Raw genomic sequence first — 18661 nt, forward strand, 5'->3', positions numbered from 1 at the left:
CTCAGGTCAGGTAGCCCCCCATGCGGCGGAAGTGGTCACCGGCGACGTGCTCGACACCGTCGGCGTCGCGCACCCGCTGCAGGACCAGGCCGTACTGACCGCCGCGCCAGGCGTCCGGCCCGGCGACGACGACCACCCCGCTCCCCTCGCGGGCGAAGATCCGCCCGTTGGTCCCGCCGCAGCGCTCCCGCGACACCGTCGCCTCCAGCACCCGAAGCCGCGCGCCCTCGTGCAGGCACCAGGCGTTCGGGTACGGCCCGGTCTGCGCGCGCACCAGGTTGACCAGGTCGGCGGCCGGACGGTCCCAGGGGATGCGGTTGTCCTCGTCGGCCCGCTTGTGGAAGAACGACGCGTGCGCCGGGTCCTGGGTGAGCCACTCGTGCGGACCGTGCTCGACCCGGTCGAACGCCTCGAGCGCGAGCGGTCCGAACAGGAGCACGGTGCGCTCGAACAGGTCCTCGGTGGTGTCGGTCGGGGTGACCGGCACGGTGCGCTGGCAGATGATCGGGCCGCGGTCGAGCTCGGCGTCCATCCAGTGCGCGGTCACGCCCACCTGGCTCTCGCCGTTGATCAGCGCCCAGTTGAGCGGGGAGAACCCGGCGTAGCGCGGGAGCAGCGAGTCGTGGGTGTTGACCGTGCCGCGCGGCGGGGCGGAGAACACCTCCGGGGAGATCCAGGTGCGCCAGTTGCAGGCCACCCCGATCTCGGCGCCGGAGCCGGTGATCGCGGTGACCAGCTCGGCGTCGACGGCCTTCTCCCGGTAGAGCACCGGGATCCCGTGCTCACGGGCCAGGTCGCCGAGCGACTCCTGGAAGATCACCGGGGACGGCTCGCCCTCCTCCGGGTGGCTGACGACGAGCACCACCTCGTGCCGCGAGTCCAGCAGGTCGGCGAGCAGCCGGGCTCCCCACTTCTGGTAACCGAACAACACGACACGCACGGGATGTCGACCTCCTCCTGGGATGCGGCGCGACGACGGGCGCCGGACGGTGCGCGACCCGGAAAGCGGCGGACCACACACCCACCGTCATGATCGCCGCGCGTCGGTGAGGTTAGCCTCCCTTCATGACCGCGCACAGGGGCACCGGTGACACACAGGTCACCGCACGAGAGGTGGTCCGCAGCACCATCAGGTCGTTCCGCGGCCGGGTCGCGGCGGCGACCGTCCTGCTGTGCGGGCACCAGGTCGGAGAGGCACTGGTGCCGGTCCTGGTGGGCGTCGTGATCGACCGCGCGGTCGCGACCGGCGACGTCGGCAGCCTGGTGATCTGGCTGCTCGTGCTGGCCGCGGACTTCGCGATGCTGTCCTACAGCTACCGGTTCGGCGCACGGCAGGCCCTGCACGCCGACCTGCGTGCCGACGCCGGGCTGCGCACCCGGGTGGCGGCCCGGCTGCTGGACCACCGCGGCGGCGCCGAGACCGGCAGGCTGCCCGGCTCGATCACCTCGATCGCCGTGGCCGACGCCAAGCGAGTCGCGGTGATGAACTTCTGGATCCCCACGGCCGCGGCCGCCGCGGCCGCGCTCGTGGTCGCCGCCGTCGCGCTGCTGCGGATCTCGCTCCCCCTGGGCCTGCTCATCCTGCTCGGCACCCCGCCGCTGCTGTGGCTGATCGGCCGGGTCGGGCGGCCGCTGGAGCGGCGCAGCGGCGCCGAGCAGGAGCGGGCCGCGCGCGCCGCCGGCACCGCCGCCGACCTCGTGTCCGGGATCCGCGTCCTCAAGGGACTGGGCGCCGGGCCCGCCGCGGCCGAGCAGTACGCGGCCAGCAGCCGTACCGCGCTGGGCGCCACGCTGCGGGCGACCCGCGCCGAGGCCGGGTTCCTCGGCACCGTCCAGCTCGCGAACGGCCTGTTCCTCGCGGTCATCGCGCTCGTCGGCGGTCTGCTCGCCCTCGACGGGTCCATCACCGTCGGCAACCTGGTCTCCGCAGTCGGGCTCGCCCAGTTCCTCGTCGGGCCGCTGCAGACCCTCGGGATCGCCGGGGCGCGCTTCGCCCAGGCGCGGGCCTCGGCCGGGCGGATCGCCGAGATCCTCTCCGCACCGCCCGCCGTCGGCCCCGGCCGCGACGGCCGGGACGCCGGCCCCACCGACCCCGCCGCCGCGCTGGCGGTCACCGGGCTGCGCCACGGCCCCCTCGACGGCATCGACCTGGAGGTGCCCGCCGGTCAGCTGCTCGGCGTGGTCGCCCCCGACCCGTCCGCGGCGACCGCGCTCGCCCGCTGCCTGGCCCGCGACGTCGCACCCGACTCCGGGCGGATCCTGCTCGGCGGCACCGGCGTCGACGACCTCGCCCCGGCCGCCACCCGGTCCACGCTGCTGGTCGCGGCGCACGACGCGCACCTGTTCACCGGCACCGTCCTGGACAACGTCACCGCCGCGACCGGCGACGGCGCCCCGGGGTCCGCGACGGTCGCGGCGATGGCCGCGGCCCGCGCCGACCAGGCCGTCGAGGCCCTCCCGCAGGGTGCGGACACCCCGGTGACCTCGCGCGGCAGCTCGCTGTCGGGCGGGCAGCGCCAGCGGGTCGCGTTGGCCAGGGCGCTGGCCGCCGACCCCCCGGTCCTGGTGCTGCACGACCCCACGACGGCCGTCGACGCCGTCACCGAGTCCGAGATCGCGGCCCGGCTGCGCGAGCACCGCACCGGCCGCACGACCGTGCTCCTCACCACCAGCCCGGCACTGCTCGCGGTCACCGACCGCGTGGTGGTGCTGCGCGACGGCCGCGTCGTCGCGGACGCGACGCACACCGAGCTGATGACCGACGACACCGACTACCGCAGGGTGGTGACCGGATGACCACCGGGACCGAGCCGTCCGGACCCCGCCTGCTGCCCGTCGCCGACGGGCGCCGCACCCGCGCCGTCCTCGGCGAGCTGCTGGCCCCGCGCCGTGGGACCGCCGTCGCTGCACTCGTCGCCCTGGTCGCCGGGGCGGCGGTGAGCCTGGTCGCGGCACCGCTGCTGGGCCGGATCGTCGACCTCGCCGCGCGGGGGTCGGAGCCGTCCGCGCTGACCGCGCCGGTCGCCGCCCTGGCCGGGGTCGCGGTCGTCCAGGGTGTGCTCGCCTTCGCCGGGATCGCGCTGATCGCCCGGGTCGGGGAGACGATGCTGGCCCGGCTGCGGGAGCGCTTCGTCGCCCGCGCGCTGGACCTGCCGCTGGAGACCCTGGAGCAGGCCGGGTCCGGTGACCTCACCTCGCGCGTCACCGACGACGTCAAGGTCGTCGGCGAGGCGGTGCGCGAGGCACTGCCCGAGTTCGCCAGGGCCGCGCTGATCATCGGCCTGACCCTGGTCGCGCTCGCCGCCCTGGACTGGCGGTTCCTGCTCGGCGCGCTGCTGGCGGTGCCGATCCAGGTGGTCACCGCCCGCTGGTTCCTGCGCCACTCCGGCCCGCTCTACGACGACGAGCGCATCGCGGGCGGGGCCCAGCAGCAGCAGCTGCTCGACACCGCGGCCGGGGTGAGCACGGTGCGCGCGTTCCGCCTCACCGACGACCACCTGGACCGGGTCCGTGCCCGCGCCGAGGCCGTCGCCGGGATCGGGCAGCGGCTCGTGGTGCTGCAGACCCGCTTCTTCGGCCGGCTCAACGCCGGTGAGGTCCTCGGCCTGAGCGGGGTGCTGGTCGCCGGGTTCGTGCTGGTCGGCAGCGGCAGCACGACGATCGGTACGGCGAGCGCGGCGGCGCTGTACTTCATCAACCTGTTCACGCCGATCAACATCATGCTGTTCCAGCTCGACGCCGCCCAGTCCGCGGTCGCCGGGCTGCGGCGCATCGTCGGCGTCGCCGAGATCGACCCGCCCGCCCCGCCGGCGGACCCGGCCGTGCCCGCCGACGCCCGGGTGCGGGTGCGCGGCCTGACCCACTCCTACGTCGACGGCCACCCGGCGCTGTCCGGGGTGGACCTCGACCTCGCCCCCGGCACCCGGGTCGCGCTGGTCGGCACCAGCGGTGCGGGCAAGTCCACGCTGGCCAAGCTCGTCGCCGGGATGCACACCCCGGACGCCGGGGTCGTCGAGATCGGCGGCGTGCCGCTGGAGCGCATCGACCACCGCGGCGGGCGGGCGCCGGTCGTCCTGGTGACCCAGGAGGTGCACGTGTTCGCCGGGCCGCTCGCCGAGGACCTGCGCCTGGCCCGCCCGGACGCCACCGACGACGACCTGCGCGCCGCCCTGGCCACGGTCGGCGCGGCGCCCTGGGTGGACCGGCTGCCCGACGGGCTGGAGACCGTCGTCGGGGACACCGGGCACGCCCTGACCGTGGTGCAGTCCCAGCAGCTCGCGCTGGCCCGGCTGGTGCTGGCCGACCCGCCGGTGGTGATCCTCGACGAGGCGACCGCCGAGGCCGGCAGCGCCGGCGCGGCGGAGCTGGAGCGCGCCGCCGACGCCGCGCTGGCGGGTCGCACGGCCGTCGTCGTGGCGCACCGGCTCAGTCAGGTCGCCGACGCCGACCTCGTGCTGGTGCTCGAGGCCGGGCGGACCGCGGAGACCGGCACGCACGCCGAGCTGGTCGCCTCCGGCGGCCGGTTCGCCCAGCTGTGGCAGGCCTGGACGGGCCTGCGCGGCGAGCCCGTCCGGCGTACCGGCGCCTGAGGTAAGGGTCTCTTGACCTGGCCCGGGACTTAGGTAAGCCTCAACTGCCACAGCGGATCACCGGGCAACGACGGACCCGTCGTCCCGGGTCGAGAGAACAGGAACGTCATGCCTCACGCCTCACCGTCCAGGGGACGGTTCCGCCCGCTCCTCGTCGCCCTGCTCGGTGTCCTCGTCCTCGCCGGGTGCTCCTCGGCGCCCTCGGGCGGCAGCGGTGACGGGACGCCGGCCACCCCGGCCGCGTCCGGGACGTTCCCGGTGACCGTCGAGCACAAGTACGGGTCCACCGAGATCACCGCCGAGCCGAAGCGGGTCGTGACCCTGGGCTACACCGACCCGGACGCGCTGCTCGCCGTCGGGATCGCGCCGGTCGGGATCGTCGACTGGTTCACCCAGCCCCCGGCCGGCAACAAGTGGCTGTGGCAGGAGCAGGGCTTCGCCGGGCAGACCCCCGAGGTCGTCGGCGTCCGCGAGGAGTACCAGCTCGAGAAGATCGCGGCGCTGAAGCCGGACCTGATCATCGCGTCGTACTCGGGCATGACCCAGGAGCAGTACGACCAGGTCTCCCGGATCGCGCCGACGGTCGCCCAGCCCAAGGGCTTCGAGGACTACACCGCGTCCTGGCAGGTCATGACCCGGGAGATCACCAAGGCCGTCGGCCGCGAGAAGCAGGGCGACGAGCTGGTCGCCGCGACCGAGAAGAAGATCGCCGACGCCAAGGCCGCGCACCCCGACTGGGCGCAGCAGACCGCCGTCGCGGTCTCCTACGACACCCCGAACTACTTCGCGTTCGCCGGTGGCGACATCAAGGCCGACCTGCTGGCCCAGCTCGGCTTCCGTGCCCCCGAGGCGATCACCCGGGCCGCCGCCGGGACGAGCGAGGCGCAGCTGAGCCCGGAGCAGGCCGGCGAGTTCGACGTCGACAAGCTGCTCGTGCTCGCCCCGACCGAGGCCGCGAAGGCCGAGATCGAGGCACGTCCGGAGTTCAGCAGGCTCACGGCCGTCCAGCAGGGCCGGGTGCTGTGGATGCTCAGCTCCGAGCGCACCGAGCCGCTGCCCGCCGCGCTGAGCTACGGCAGCGTGCTGAGCCTCCCCTACGCCCTGGACAAGCTGGTGCCGGAGCTCGAGGCACTGCCCGCCGCCCAGGGCTGAGCCCGGGGCGCGCCCCGCACACACGACAGGGGGCCGGTCGCACCGCGACCGGCCCCCTGTCCTGTCTCCTGTCCTCGCTCAGTCCCGCCCGGTCAGCTCCCGCAGCGCCGCGGTCCACCGGCGTCCGAGGTCGGCGACGACGTCGTCGTCGAGCACCGCGGCCGGGTGGATCAGGTCGGCGTGCACCCGGGGCCCGTCCGCGCCGTCGACGGTGCGGGCGATGACGGTCAGCGGGAACCGCTGGCGCATGTCCGGCTCGACGGCGATGTCGAGGACGTCGTCCTCCTCGGCGAAGCCCCAGTCGCGCGGGGCGCGCCGGTCGAACCGGCCCAGGTAGTTGAACTCGATCTCGGGCAGCGGGAGCGGCGCGAGCTCCGCGGCGGTGTCCGGGTTCAGGTGGCGCAGCAGGCCGAACCCGAGGCCGTGGTCGGGCTCGGCGTCGAGGTCGGCGACCAGCCGGTCGCGCACCTGCCCGGCGGGTCCGCGCGGGTCGACCGCGACCGGCCGGATCGCGGTGAACCAGCCGACGGTGCGGGACAGGTCCGGTCGCGCCGCGACGGCCTCCTCCTCCCGGCCGTGTCCCTCCACCGCGAGCGGCACGACCCCCTCGGCGGGGGCGCCGTGGTGACGCGCGAGGCCGGCGACGGCGATCCCGAGCGCGGCGGCCAGTGCCCGGTCCGCACCGGCGGCGAGGACGGCGGCCGACAGGTCCGCGGGCAGCTCCACCGGGTGCACCCGGTTGGTGCCGTGCCGGTCGCGGTCCGGGTCGAACGGCGTCGCCAGCGGCAGTGCCACCCGCGGTCCGGCCAGGACCGAGCGCCACCGGCCGGTCTCGGCGACCCGCTGCGGGCGGGCGGCCTCGGCGGCGAGCATCGACGCCCAGGCGCGGTAGGACACCGGGACCGGCGGCGGCGCCGGCTCGCGCCCCGCGTCCTGGGCGGCGACGGCAGCGGCGAGGTCGTCGAGCAGGATCCGCCACGACACCCAGTCCACGGCGACGTGCGCGACCACCAGCAACAGGCGTCCGGGGGCGTCCGGTCCGGCATCGAACCAGACCGCCGACAGCATCGTGCCGGAGCCGGGATCGAGCCGGTCGCGCGCGGCGAGCGCCTCCTCCCCCAGCAGCTCGCGCACCTGGTCGGCGGTGTTCGCCGCGCCGACCGGCACCTCCCGCAGCACCGGGCCGGGCACCGCGGGCGGGACCTCCAGGCCGTCGGCGGTGCGCCGGGCGCGGAGCATGCCGTGCGTGGCGAGCAGCGCGCCCAGTGCGCGGCGCAGCACCGGCCCGGTCAGCCCGGCCGGGGTGCGCACCAGCACCGACTGGTTGTAGCCGGGCGCGTGCGGGTCGACCTCGGCGAGCCAGTCCAGGATCGGGGTGGACCCGACCGGACCGACGCCGTCGTCGTGGGTGTGCTCGCGCTCCACCGCCCCGGCGACGGCGGCCAGCCCGGCGACCGTGCGGTGCCGGAACACCTGGCGCGGGGTCAGCGCCAGCCCGGCCGCGCGGGCCGCGGACACCAGCCGGATCGCGATGATCGAGTCGCCGCCGAGGGCGAAGAAGTCGTCGTCGGCGCCGACCCGGTCCACGGCCAGCAGCTCCGCGACCAGCCCGGCCAGCAGGCGTTCGGGTCCCTCGGCGGGCTCCCGGCCGCCGCCGGGCGCCGGGGCGGGCTCGGGCAGCGCCCGCTTGTCGACCTTCCCGTTCGGGGTGCGCGGCAGCGGCCCGTCCAGCGCGACGAGGTGCGCCGGGACCATGTGCTCGGGCAGCCGCCCGCGCAGGTGCTCGGCGAGGCCGTCGGGCACCGCCGTGCCGCCGCCGGCCGGGACGACGTAGCCGTCGAGCCGGGTGACCGGGCCCCGCCGTCGTACGACGACCGCGGCCTGCGCGACGTCCGGGTGCGCGGCCAGGACGGCCTCGATCTCGCCGGGCTCGATCCGGTGGCCGCGGATCTTGACCTGGTCGTCGGAGCGGCCGAGGAACTCCAGGACCGGCTCGCGGTCGGGGTGCTCGGCGCCGTCGTCGAAGCGCAGCCGGACGCGGTCGCCGGTGCGGTACATCCGCTCCCCCGGCTCCCCGAACGGGCAGGCCACGAAGCGGTCCGCGGTGAGCGCGGTGCGCCCCAGGTAGCCGCGGGCCAGGCCGGCCCCGGCCACGTACAGCTCGCCGGGGACGCCGGGCGGGACGGGGGTGAGGGCGTCGTCGAGGACGTAGGTCCGCACGCCCGGGTCGGGGCGCCCGATCGGTGACCGGAACGCGGTGCCCGGCCGCGAGTGCCACAGCGTGGAGTTCACGGTGGCCTCGGTGAGCCCGTAGGCGACGTGCAGGTCCAGGTGCGCGCCCCAGCGGTCGATCAGGTCCGGCGGGACGGCCTCGGTCCCGGCGAGCACCGTCGACCCGGCCGGGAGCGACGCCTCCGGCGGCAGCGCGGTGATCAGCGACGGCGGCAGGATCAGGTGCGTGAGCCGCTGCTCGGCGAAGAACCCGGTCAGCTCGGCCGGGTCGGCGTCGCGGCCGCGCAGCCGCTCCGGGGCGACGACGAGCCGGGCCCCGGAGCACAGCGCCATGCACAGCTCGAACACGAGCACGTCGAAGCCGGGCGCGGAGAACTGCAGGACCCGGGAGTCCGGGGTCAGCCGCATCCGGTCGCGGGCCAGCTCCAGCAGCTCGCCGATGCCGGCGTGCGGCAGGACCGCGCCCTTCGGGCGTCCGGTCGAGCCGGAGGTGTAGATGACGTAGGCGGCGCCCGCCGGGTCGGTGGGCGGGTCGGCCGGGGCCGGGCCCGGCTCCGGCGGCGCCGGGACGAGGTGGGTGACGCCGTCGACGGCGGGCAGCAGGGCCGCGGCGTCGCCGGTGGTCACGACCAGCCGGGTGCCGGAGTCGGTGAGCAGGTACTCCAGCCGTTCCGGGGGCAGGTTGAGGTCCAGCGGCAGGAACGCGCCACCGGCGCGCAGCACCGCCAGCACCGCGACGATCATCTCCACCGACCGCGGCACCGCGACCCCGACGACGGTCTCCGGGCCGACGCCGCGGGCGCGCAGCTCGCGGGCCAGCGCGGCGGTCTCGACGTCGAGCCCGGCGTAGTCGAGCTCGCGGTGCTCGTCGGCGACGGCGACCGCGCCGGGCCGGTCGGCGACGGACCCGGCGACCATCTCCCACATCGTGCGGGCGGCCGGGACCGGGCCGCCGTCGAGGGCACGGCGGGTCCGGCCGGCCTCCCCGTCCGCGGCGACGTCGATCCGGCGGACCGGGCGCCGCGGGTCGGCGACGACGGCGCGCAGCACCGTGGTCAGCCGCTCCCCCAGCGCGTGCACGGTCGCGGCGTCGAACAGCTCGGTGCGGTACAGCAGCCGCACCCCCAGCGGCTCCTCCGGCCCGCCGTCGCGGAACTCGACGACCAGGTCGAACTGGGCGCGGGCGGGCGGCTGCGGCTGCTCGCCGACGGTGACCCCGGGCAGGACCAGGCCGGACTCGCGGGCGGTCCCACCGGCCCGGTGCACCACCATCACCTGGAACAGCGGGGTGGTGTCGGCGCTGCGGTCCGGGTTGACCGCGCGCACCACCGACTCGAAGGGCACGTCGGCGTGCGCGAACGCCTCCAGGTCGGCGGCCCGGACCCGGTCCAGGACCTCGGTGAACCCGGGGTCGCCGGACAGGTCGGTGCGCAGCACCAGGGTGTTGACGAAGAACCCGACGACGTCCTCCAGCGCCTGGTCCGAGCGGCCCGCGACCGGGGCGCCCAGCGGGATGTCGTCGCCGGCGCCGAGGCGGTGCAGCAGGACCGCGACGGCGGCCCGGGCGAGCATGAAGGTGCTCGCCCCGGCGGCGCGCGCCGTGCGGCGCAGCTCGGCGCCGAGCGCGGGGTCGATCGGCACCTCGACCGCGTCGCCCGCCATCGTCGGGGACGCGGGCTCGGGCCGGTCGGTCGGCAGGTCCAGGCGTTCGGGCAGCCCGGCCAGGGTGCGGGTCCAGAACGCGAGCTGGCGGCCCGCGACCGACGACGGGTCGGCCGGGTCGCCGAGCAGCTCCCGCTGCCACAGGGTGTGGTCGGCGTACTGCACCGGCAGCGGGGTGAGGCGGGGCGCGCGGCCCGCGGCCCGGGCCGCGTAGGCGGTCGCGAGGTCGGCCAGGAACGGCCGGTCGGACCACTCGTCGGTGGTGACGTGGTGCAGCACGAGCACCAGCACGTGCTCGCCGGTGTCGGACTCGGTGAGCAGCAGCACCCGGAGCGGCAGGTCGGAGCCCAGGTCGAACGGGCGCCGGATCTCCGCCGCCACCTCCGCCGGGGTGGCGGCGGCGTCGACGGTGCGGCGCACGAACGGCACCCGGGCCGTCGCGGCGTCGACGACCACCTGGACCGGGACGCCGTCGCCGTCGTCGACGAGCAGGGTGCGCAGCGACTCGTGGCGCCCGGTGACGTCGTGCAGCGCCGCGGCCAGCGCGTCGGCGTCCAGGGCGCCGGCCAGCCGGAAGGTGATCGGGAAATGGTAGGCGCTGTCCCGGCCGGCGTCGGCGTCGAGACGGTCGAGGACCCACAGCCGGTGCTGCGCCGACGACGCCGGCAGCGGCTCCGGGCGGGGCCGCGGCGCCAGCACGGGGCGGGCGGTGCCCTCGCCGCGGTCCTCGCCGGGGTCTCCCGCGTCGAGGCGGGCCGCGAGCCGGGCCGGGGTCGGCTCGGTGAACAGGTCGCGGATCGACACCTCCGCCCCGATCGCGGTGCGCAGCCGGGCGACGATCCGGGTGGCGAGCAGCGAGTGCCCGCCGAGGTCGAAGAAGTCGTCGTCCACGCCGACCTCGTCGAGGCCGAGGACCTCGGCGAACACCGTGCACAGGGCCTGCTCGGTCGCGGTCTCCGGGGCCCGCGACGGCGCCGCGGCGGCGCGGGCGTCGGGGACGGGCAGCGCGCGGGTGTCGAGCTTGCCGTTGGCGGTCAGCGGCAGCTCGTCGAGCAGCACGAACGCCGACGGCACGAGGTGGTCGGGCAGGCTCGCCCGCAGGTCCTCGCGCAGGACCGGGACCAGCTCGGCGGCGAACCGGGCCGCCGCCGGGTCGGTCGCCTCCGGGACGGCCGGGTCCCCGGCGCGGTGCAGCCCGACCAGCGGGCGGCCCGCCGGGTCGGCCGCGACCAGCACGACGTCGAGCAGGCCGGGTCCGTCCGGGGACCAGGTCGGCTCGGCGTCGCGGCCGTGCCGGGCGGCGAGCGCACGCAGCGCGTCGGGTTCCGGCCCGTCGCCGGGGCTCCCCTGCTCGGTGGCGAGCCGGACGTCCGGGACGCCGGTGAGGCGCAGCGCGGTGTCCCCGGCGTCGGCGAGGAGCCGGTCCAGCTCGTCGAGGGAGGTCATGTCGGTGCCCCAGCGCAGCGTGCGGGCCGGGTCGGCGCGGCGCACGTCGGCGCCGGGCAGGTGCAGCTCGACGTCGTAGCGGTGCCGGGTCAGCTCGTTGTGGGCGTCGCCGCGCTTGGCGCGCACCGCGACCTCGGCACCGAGGCCGGCCGCGACCCGGTCGAAGAACGCCGGGGCGAGGAGCAGCTCCTTCTCCAGGGCCAGGGACCGCTCCGCCGCGGCGTCGACCGCGGCGGGGTCGGCGCCGTCGCCGAGCCGGGTCCGGGCGATCGCGGTGTGGAACGCGCGCAGCGTGTCCGGGCGGCGCACGTCCCCGACGACGATCCGGCCGCCGGGGCCGAGCAGCTCCGCGGCGCCGGTGAGGACCCGCTCCAGGTAGCCGGCGTCGGGGAAGTACTGCACCACCGAGTTGATCACGACGGTGTCGAAGTGGCCCCGCGGCAGCCCGGACAGGTCGTCGGCGGGCCGGGTGTCGAGCTCGACGTGGCCGTAGCGGTCCGGGTCGGTCGCGAGCGCGGTGCGCAGCGCGGTGATGACCGGCTCGGCGAGGTCGGTGCCGCGGTACTCGGCGCAGCCGGGGGCGAGCGGGCCGAGCAGCAGCCCGGTCCCGACCCCGATCTCCAGCACACGCTCCGGGCGCAGCGCGCGGACCAGGTCGACGGTGGCCTCCCGCCACTGCGCCATCTCCGCGAACGGGATCGGCTCGCCGGTATAGGAGGAGTCCCAGCCGGCGTAGTCCTCGGTGAACACCGCGACCGGGATCCGGGAGTACTCCTCGGAGTAGATCGCGCGCCACTCGTCGACGGCGCCGGCGGCAGTGGCCGCGCGGTCGGCCTCGTCGGGGGCGGCGGGGACGACGTAGCCGACCAGCCGGAGCGACCCGCCGTCCGGTGCGGGGACCGGCACGACCGCCGAGCGCGACACCAGCGGGTGCCGGTCCAGGCGGGCGGTGACCTCGCCGGGCTCGACGCGGTGCCCGCGGATCTTGACCTGGTCGTCGGTGCGGCCCAGGAAGTCGAGCAGCCCGCCGGTGCCGGGGCGGCGCCGGACCAGGTCACCGGTGCGGTACATCCGCCCGCCCGGGCTCCACGGGTCCGCGACGAACCGCTGCGCGGTCAGCCCGAACCGGTCCAGGTAGCCGCGGGCCAGACCGTCACCGGCGATGTACAGCTCACCGGCGACGCCGTCGGGCACCGGGCGCAGCCACGGGTCCAGCACGTGCGCGACGGTGTTGGTGATCGGCGTCCCGACGGCGGGGGTGTCGGAGTCCGCGGTCCCGGTGCCGAGGGTGTTGATCGTGTACTCGGTGGGGCCGTAGAGGTTGTAGCCGAGCACACCGTCGGCGTCGCGCAGGGCCGACCAGACCGCGTCGGACACGGCCTCGCCGCCGAGCAGCACCAGCGGCATCGGGCGCCGGGCGAGCAGCCCGGTCTCCAGCAGCGCCGCGGCGTAGGTCGGGGTCACGTTGACGACGTCGACGTCGTGGGTGTCGCAGTAGGACACCAGCCGGTGGGCGTCGCGGCGCAGCTCCTCGTCGGCCACGTGCACCTCGTGCCCCTCGACCAGCCAGAGCAGCTCCTCCCAGCTCATGTCGAACGCGAAGGACACGGTGTGCGCGACCCGCAGCCGCGCGTCGGGGCCGCGGCGGGCGCGGACGTCGGCGACCACCGGGTCGAAGATCTCGCGGCGGTGGTTGAGCTGCATGTTCGTCAGCCCCCGGTACGGGGTGACGACGCCCTTGGGCCGCCCGGTGGAACCGGAGGTGTAGATGACGTAGGCGGGCAGGTCGAGCCGCGCCGGGTTGTCGCGGGCGAAGGAGCCCAGCTCGGCGTCGGGGATCGGGCCGGGGTCCAATGCGGCGCGCTCGGCCGCGACGGCCGGGTCGTCCAGCGCGACCGTGGGCACCTGCGCACCGGCGAGCGTCGGGGCGACCGCGGTCGTGGTGAGCACCGCGACCGGGCGGGCGTCGCGCAGGGTCTCGACCAGCCGGGCCGCGGGGTGGTCCAGCTCCAGCGGCAGGTACGCGGCGCCGGTGCGCAGCACCGCGAACAGCGCGACGACGGTCTCGGCCGAGCGCGGCAGCCCCAGCGCGACGACGGTCTCGGGCCCGGCGCCGCGGGCGCGCAGCAGCCGCGCGGTGCGGTTCACCGCGGCGTCCAGCTCGGCGTAGGTGAGCCGGACGTCCCCGGCGACGACGGCGAGGTCGTCGCGGGCGAGGGCCGCCCGCTCGGCGAGCAGGTCGGCGATCGTCGCGGTGCCGAGGTCGACCCGGCGCCCGGTGCGGTGCGCGACGACCTCGGCGCGCTCGTCGTCGCCGAGGGCGTCGATCCGCGCGACCGGGGTGTCGGGGGCGTCGAGCAGGCCGTGCAGCACCCGCCGCACGCGCTCCACCCAGCGGGCCGCGGCCGGCTCGCCGACGGTGTGCGACAGGGTCAGCCGGAACCGCTCGCCGGGGGTGACGGCGAGGGTCAGCGCGTAGTGGGTGGTGTCGGTGCTGGTCAGGTCGGTGATGCCGTGCCGGGCGCCGAGGTCGGCGACCCGCTGCTCGCCGCCCTCGGGCCGGTAGACGAACAGCGTGTCGAACAGGGTCCGGTGCCCGGAGGACTGCTGGATCTCCCCCAGCCCGACGGTCTCGTGCGGCAGCAGCGCGAGCCGCTCGGCCTGCACCCGGGCGAGCAGCTGCGTGCCGGTCTCGCCGGGGCGCAGGGCGACCCGGGCGGGCACGGTGTTGAGGAACAGCCCGATGATGTTCTCGACGTCGGGGACGGTCGCGGGCCGGCCGGCGACCGAGGTGCCGAACACGACGTCGTCGCGGCCGGTGCCGGCGGCCAGGGCCAGCGCCCACACCGTGGACAGCACGGTGTTGGGGGTGACCGCGCTGGCGCGGGCCAGCTCGCGCAGCCGCGCCGAGGTGTCCGCGTCGAGGTCGAGGTGGGTCTCGGCGACCCGCCGCGGGCTCGCGGCGGGGGTGGGCGCGGTGAGGGTGGGCTCGTCGAGCCCGGCGAGCGCGTCCCGCCAGGCCGCCCGTCCGGGCTCCGGGTCGCGGGCGGCGATCCAGGCCAGCAGGTCGTCGTAGCCGCCGCCGGGCGGCGGGGGCGGCGACCCGGCGTAGGTGTCGAACAGCCCCTCCAGGAACAGCCAGGCCGACCAGCCGTCCCAGATCAGCAGGTGACGGTGGATCAGCAGCCGGTCGCGGCCGTCGCCGCGCAGCACGGTGATCCGGAACAGCGGCGGGGCGCTCAGGTCGAACGGCGCGGTCCGGTCGGCGGCGGTGAGCCGGTCCCGCTCGGCCTGCGAGCCGGTGTGCACCAGCCGGACCGGCGGGGCCGGGTCGGCGGCGACGAACTGCACCGGCCCGTCGAGGCCGTCGGCGGTGAACCCGGCACGCAGCGTGGGGTGGCGGCGCAGCATCGCGGTGACGGCGTCGCGCAGCCGGTCGAGGTCGATCTCGTGGTCGAGCTCGACGGTCTCCTGCACGGTGTAGGCGTCACCGGCGGCGGTGACGGTGCCCGCGGTGCCGTCGAGGGTGGCGTGGAAGTAGAGCCCCTCCTGCAGCGGGGACAGCGGCCAGACCCGGTCGACGTCGTCGCCGGCGATCTCCCGCACCCGGGCGAGGACGGCCGGGCCTGGCTCGGGCAGCGGCGGGACCGGCTCGGCGGCGGCCCCGGCCCGACCGGCGACGGCGGCCGGGGTGCGCCCGGCCAGGACGTCACCGGGGCCGACGTCCAGGCCGGCCCGCCGGGCCCGCGAGGACACCGCGATCGAGGTGATGGAGTCCCCGCCGAGGGCGAGGAAGTCGTCGTCGGGGCCGACCCGGTCGCGGCCCAGGACCTCGGCGAACGCCGCGCACAGCACGCGTTCGACCTCGGTGGCGGGCTCCCGGTCCGACCCGCCCGCGGCGACGCCCGGGGCGGGCAGCGCGGCCTGGTCGAGCTTGCCGTTGGGGGTCAGCGGCAGCTGCTCCAGCACGACGACCGCGGCGGGCACCATGGCCTCGGGCAGCACCCGGGCCAGCGCGGCGCGCAGCCCGTCGCCGTCGGGGGCCGCGCCGGCGGCGGGCACGACGTAGCCGACCAGCGCCGGGGACGGCCCGTCCCGGCGGACGACGACCGCCGCGCGGCCGACCCCGTCGGTCGCGGCGAGCGCGGCCTCGACCTCGCCCGGCTCGATGCGCTGCCCGCGGATCTTCACCTGGCCGTCGGAGCGGCCGAGGTAGACCAGCTCGCCGTCGACGCGGCGCACGACGTCGCCGGTGCGGTAGAGCCGCTCCCCCGGCGCGCCGAGCGGGTCGGCGACGAAGCGGTCCGCGGTCAGCCCGGGGCGGGCGTGGTAGCCCCGCGCCAGCTGCACGCCGCCGAGGTACAGCTCGCCGGGGACCCCGTCGGGGACCGGGCGCAGGCAGGCGTCGAGGACGTGGGTGCGGGTGTTCGCGACCGGCACGCCGATCGGGACGACGGTCCCCGGGTCGGGCGCCACCGTGTGCGCGGTGACGTCGACGGCGGCCTCGGTGGGCCCGTAGAGGTTGTGCAGCGCCACCCCGGTCAGCGCGTGCCAGCGACGGGCCGCGGCGGCGGGCAGCGCCTCGCCGGAGCAGAACACCCGCCGCAGCGTGGCCGCCCACCGCGGGTCGGCGACGACCTGTTCGGCGGCGAGGAAGCCCTCCAGCATCGAGGGCACGAAGTGCAGCGTGGTGATCCGCTCGTCGCGGACCAGCCGCGCCAGGTACTCGGGGTCGCGGTGCCCGCCGGGGGCGGCGAGCACGACGGTCGCGCCGGTCGAGGGGCCCCAGAAGAACTCCCACACCGACACGTCGAACCCGGCGGGGGTCTTCTGCAGCACCCGGTCGTCGGCGGTGAGCGGGTACGCGTCCTGCATCCAGTCGAGCCGGTTGCCGATGGCGCGGTGGCTGACCACGACGCCCTTGGGCCGCCCGGTCGAGCCGGAGGTGTAGATCAGGTAGGCGGCGTCGTCGGGGTCCGGGTCGGGCAGCGCGGCGGGCACCGGGCCGTCGGCGAGCTCGGCGACCGCCAGCCGGCGCACCCCGGGCAGGTCGGGCAGCGGGTCGGTGCCCGCGGGCACCAGCACGGTGTCGACGCCCGCGTCGGCGGCGGTGAACGCGATCCGCTCCGCCGGGTGCTCCGGGTCCAGCGGCAGGTACGCCGCCCCGGCGCGGACGACGCCGAGCAGCGCGACCATCAGCTCGGTCGAGCGCGGCACGGCGACCCCGACGACGCTGCCCGGTCCGGCGCCGCGCTCGCGCAGCGCCCCGGCCAGCGCGGCCGAGCGGCGGTCCAGCTCGGCGGCGGTGAGCGTCCCGTCCGGTGCGACGACGGCGGTGCGGCCGGGGTCGGCGGCCAGCCCGTCGGCGACCCGGCGGGCCAGGGTCCGCGGGTCGGCGGCCCGGGCGGGGCCGTGCACGCCCTGCTCGGGACGGGTGCGCAGCGGCAGCGAGGCGACGGTGCGCTGCGGGCCGGTGGCCAGCGCGGTCAGGGTGCGCTCGAACATCTCGAGCAGCAGGCCCGCGGTGGCGTCGTCGACGCGTGCGGTGTCGTGCTTGAGCACGACGGAGGTCTCCCGGCCCGGCCGCACGACCAGCGCCAGCGGGTAGTGCACCGCGTCGCGCACCTCCACCCCGGTGACCAGGCCGTTCGCGGTCTGCTCCGCGGTGTAGTTCTCGATCACCACGATGGAGTCGAACAGCTCCCCGCGGCCGCGCTGCAGCTCGGCGAGCCGGACCTGCGGGTGGTCGAGGACGGCGGTGCGGCCGTCCTGCATGCGGCGCAGCGGCGCGGACAGGGGCTCGCCGGGCGCCCAGCGCATCCGCACCGGGACGGTGTTGACGAACAGCCCGACGGCCTCGCCGATGCCGTCGACGGCGGCGTCGCGGCCGGACACGGTGCTGCCGACGAGCACGTCGCGGCTGCCGGTGAGCGCGCCGACGGTGAGGGCCCACGCGGTGTGCAGCACCGTCGACGGGGTGACCCCGCGGGCGCGGGCGGCGCGGTCCAGCGCGGCGGTCGCGGCGACGTCGAGGGTCAGCCCCCGCTGGGCGTGCGGCCGGTCCCCGCCCTCGGCGACGGTCCGCGGGGCGGGGAGGGCGTCGAGCAGCCGGACGGGTTCGGCGCCTGCCAGCTCCGCTTCCCACACCGCGCGGGCGGCGGACCGGGCGTCGTCGGTGTCGAGGGCGGTGAGGTGGGCGAACCAGGCGCGCAGCCGCGCCCCGGCCCGGGCACGCGGCCCAGCGGGGTCCTGCGGGGTGCCCGCGGCCCGGGCGGCGTGGGCCTGCTCCAGCTCGGTGACCAGCAGCGCGACCGACCAGCCGTCGAGGATGGCGTGCTGGAAGGTCAGGGCGAGGCGGGCGCGGTCGTCGTCGTGCAGGAGCGCGGCGCGCAGCAGCGGCGGGCGGGCGAGGTCGAAGGGGCGGGTCCGCTCGGCGTCGAGCACGGCGGCCGGGTCGGTGCCGCGTACGTCGTGCTCGGTCCACGGCAGCGTGACGTGGTCGGCGACGCCCTGGACGACGCGGCCGTCGGCGCGCTGGGCGAACCCGGCACGCAGCTGCGGGTGCCGGTCGAGCAGGTCGGACAGGGCAGCACGCAGGGCGCCCGGGTCGACGTCGGCGGGCAGGTCGAGGACCTCCTGCACGACGTAGGAGGTGTCGGCCGGGTCGAGCGCGGCGTGGAAGAAGAAGCCCTCCTGCAGCGGGGACACCGGCCCGGCGAGGGTGACGGGGCCGAGCACGGCGGCCGCGGCGTCGTCGAGGACGGTCGTGTCGGGCCCGGTGGGCGCGGCGACGGCGTGGTGCTCGGTCACGAGCGGCGCGAGCTCGGCGACGGTGCGGTGTGTGAAGACCTGCCGCGGGGTGACCAGCAGGCCGGACTCGCGGGCCCGCACGACCAGCCGGATCGACAGGACCGAGTCGCCGCCGAGGGCGAAGAAGTCGTCGTCGACGCCGAAGCCGGGCACCCCGAGGACCTCCGACACGAGGTCGCAGAGCAGCGCCTCGCGTGGTGTGCCGGGGCGGGTGCCGCGGACCTGCGCGGACAGGTCGGGGGCGGGCAGCGCGGCCCGGTCGGTCTTGCCGTTGGCCAGTACCGGCACCGACGGCAGCGGGACGACGGCGGCGGGCACCATCCAGTCCGGGAGCCGGTCGCGCAGGTGCTCGCGCAGGGCGCCCACCAGGGCGTCGACGTCCCGGAAGGGGGCCGGGCGGTGGAACGCGGGGCCGATCGCGTCCGTGGTCGCGCGGTGCAGCGGCCGGGGTCGACGCCGGGCCGGGAGAACAGCAGCTCGACCGTCGCGCCGGGTCCCCAGGTGCCCTCGGCGTGGTGGCCGAGGGACTCGCCGAGGGCCAGCAGCTCCTCGGGGTCGGCACCGGCGGGGGGCTCGGGTTCGCCGTCGATGCGGGCGCGGGTGGCGCGGTCGGCGGCCGAGCGCAGGTCGGGGACCCCGACCACACGCACCACGTCCGCCCCACCACGGGCGAGCGCGGCGCGCAGGGCGTCGGTGAGCGCGGCCGGGTCGGCCCCGACCCGCGTCCCAGTCGATCACGAGCGGGTCGGTCGCGGGGCCGGGCCGCGCGG

5 protein-coding genes and 1 pseudogene are annotated in these 18661 nt (G+C 77.0%); 4 read left to right on the forward strand and 2 right to left on the reverse strand.

What is annotated here, in order from left to right; genetic code table 11:
- Position 1: 1 nt before the first annotated feature.
- Positions 2-940, reverse strand: a complete 939-nt coding sequence (locus KPL57_RS50345; RefSeq protein WP_226350664.1) for a methionyl-tRNA formyltransferase — start codon at positions 938-940, stop codon at positions 2-4.
- Positions 941-1065: 125 nt separating this feature from the next.
- On the opposite strand from KPL57_RS50345, the gene KPL57_RS50350 reads away from it, so the two are divergent.
- The 3 genes from KPL57_RS50350 (at position 1066) to KPL57_RS50360 (ending at position 5741) form a co-directional block, all read left to right on the forward strand.
- Positions 1066-2796, forward strand: coding sequence for an ABC transporter ATP-binding protein (locus tag KPL57_RS50350; protein WP_226350663.1), 1731 nt, complete (start codon positions 1066-1068; stop codon positions 2794-2796).
- The gene (locus KPL57_RS50355; RefSeq protein ID WP_226357530.1) at positions 2793-4589 is read left to right on the forward strand and encodes an ABC transporter ATP-binding protein; all 1797 of its coding nucleotides are present in this window, start codon (positions 2793-2795) and stop codon (positions 4587-4589) included. Before KPL57_RS50350 ends, KPL57_RS50355 begins: the two co-directional genes overlap by 4 nt.
- Before the next feature lie 108 nt (positions 4590-4697).
- Entirely contained in the window at positions 4698-5741 is a 1044-nt protein-coding gene (locus KPL57_RS50360) for an iron-siderophore ABC transporter substrate-binding protein (protein WP_226357531.1), read from the forward strand.
- 78 nt (positions 5742-5819) lie between these two features.
- Here the strand turns inward: KPL57_RS50360 and KPL57_RS50365 are convergent, their stop codons facing one another.
- Positions 5820-18257: a non-ribosomal peptide synthetase gene (locus KPL57_RS50365; RefSeq protein WP_226357532.1), complete on the reverse strand. Its 12438-nt coding sequence runs from the start codon at positions 18255-18257 to the stop codon at positions 5820-5822.
- A gap of 146 nt (positions 18258-18403) precedes the next feature.
- Between KPL57_RS50365 and KPL57_RS50370 the strand changes: the two are divergent.
- Positions 18404-18661: pseudogene (locus KPL57_RS50370) on the forward strand (hypothetical protein); the annotation flags it as partial.

The organism is Pseudonocardia sp. ICBG601 (assembly GCF_020496245.1).

Bases quoted from the DNA above. Each gene is read 5' to 3' on its own strand.
- KPL57_RS50350 (WP_226350663.1), top strand. From the start codon at position 1,066: ATGACCGCGCACAGGGGCACCGGTGACACACAGGTCACCGCACGAGAG.
- KPL57_RS50355 (WP_226357530.1), top strand. From the start codon at position 2,793: ATGACCACCGGGACCGAGCCGTCCGGACCCCGCCTGCTGCCCGTCGCC.
- KPL57_RS50360 (WP_226357531.1), top strand. From the start codon at position 4,698: ATGCCTCACGCCTCACCGTCCAGGGGACGGTTCCGCCCGCTCCTCGTC.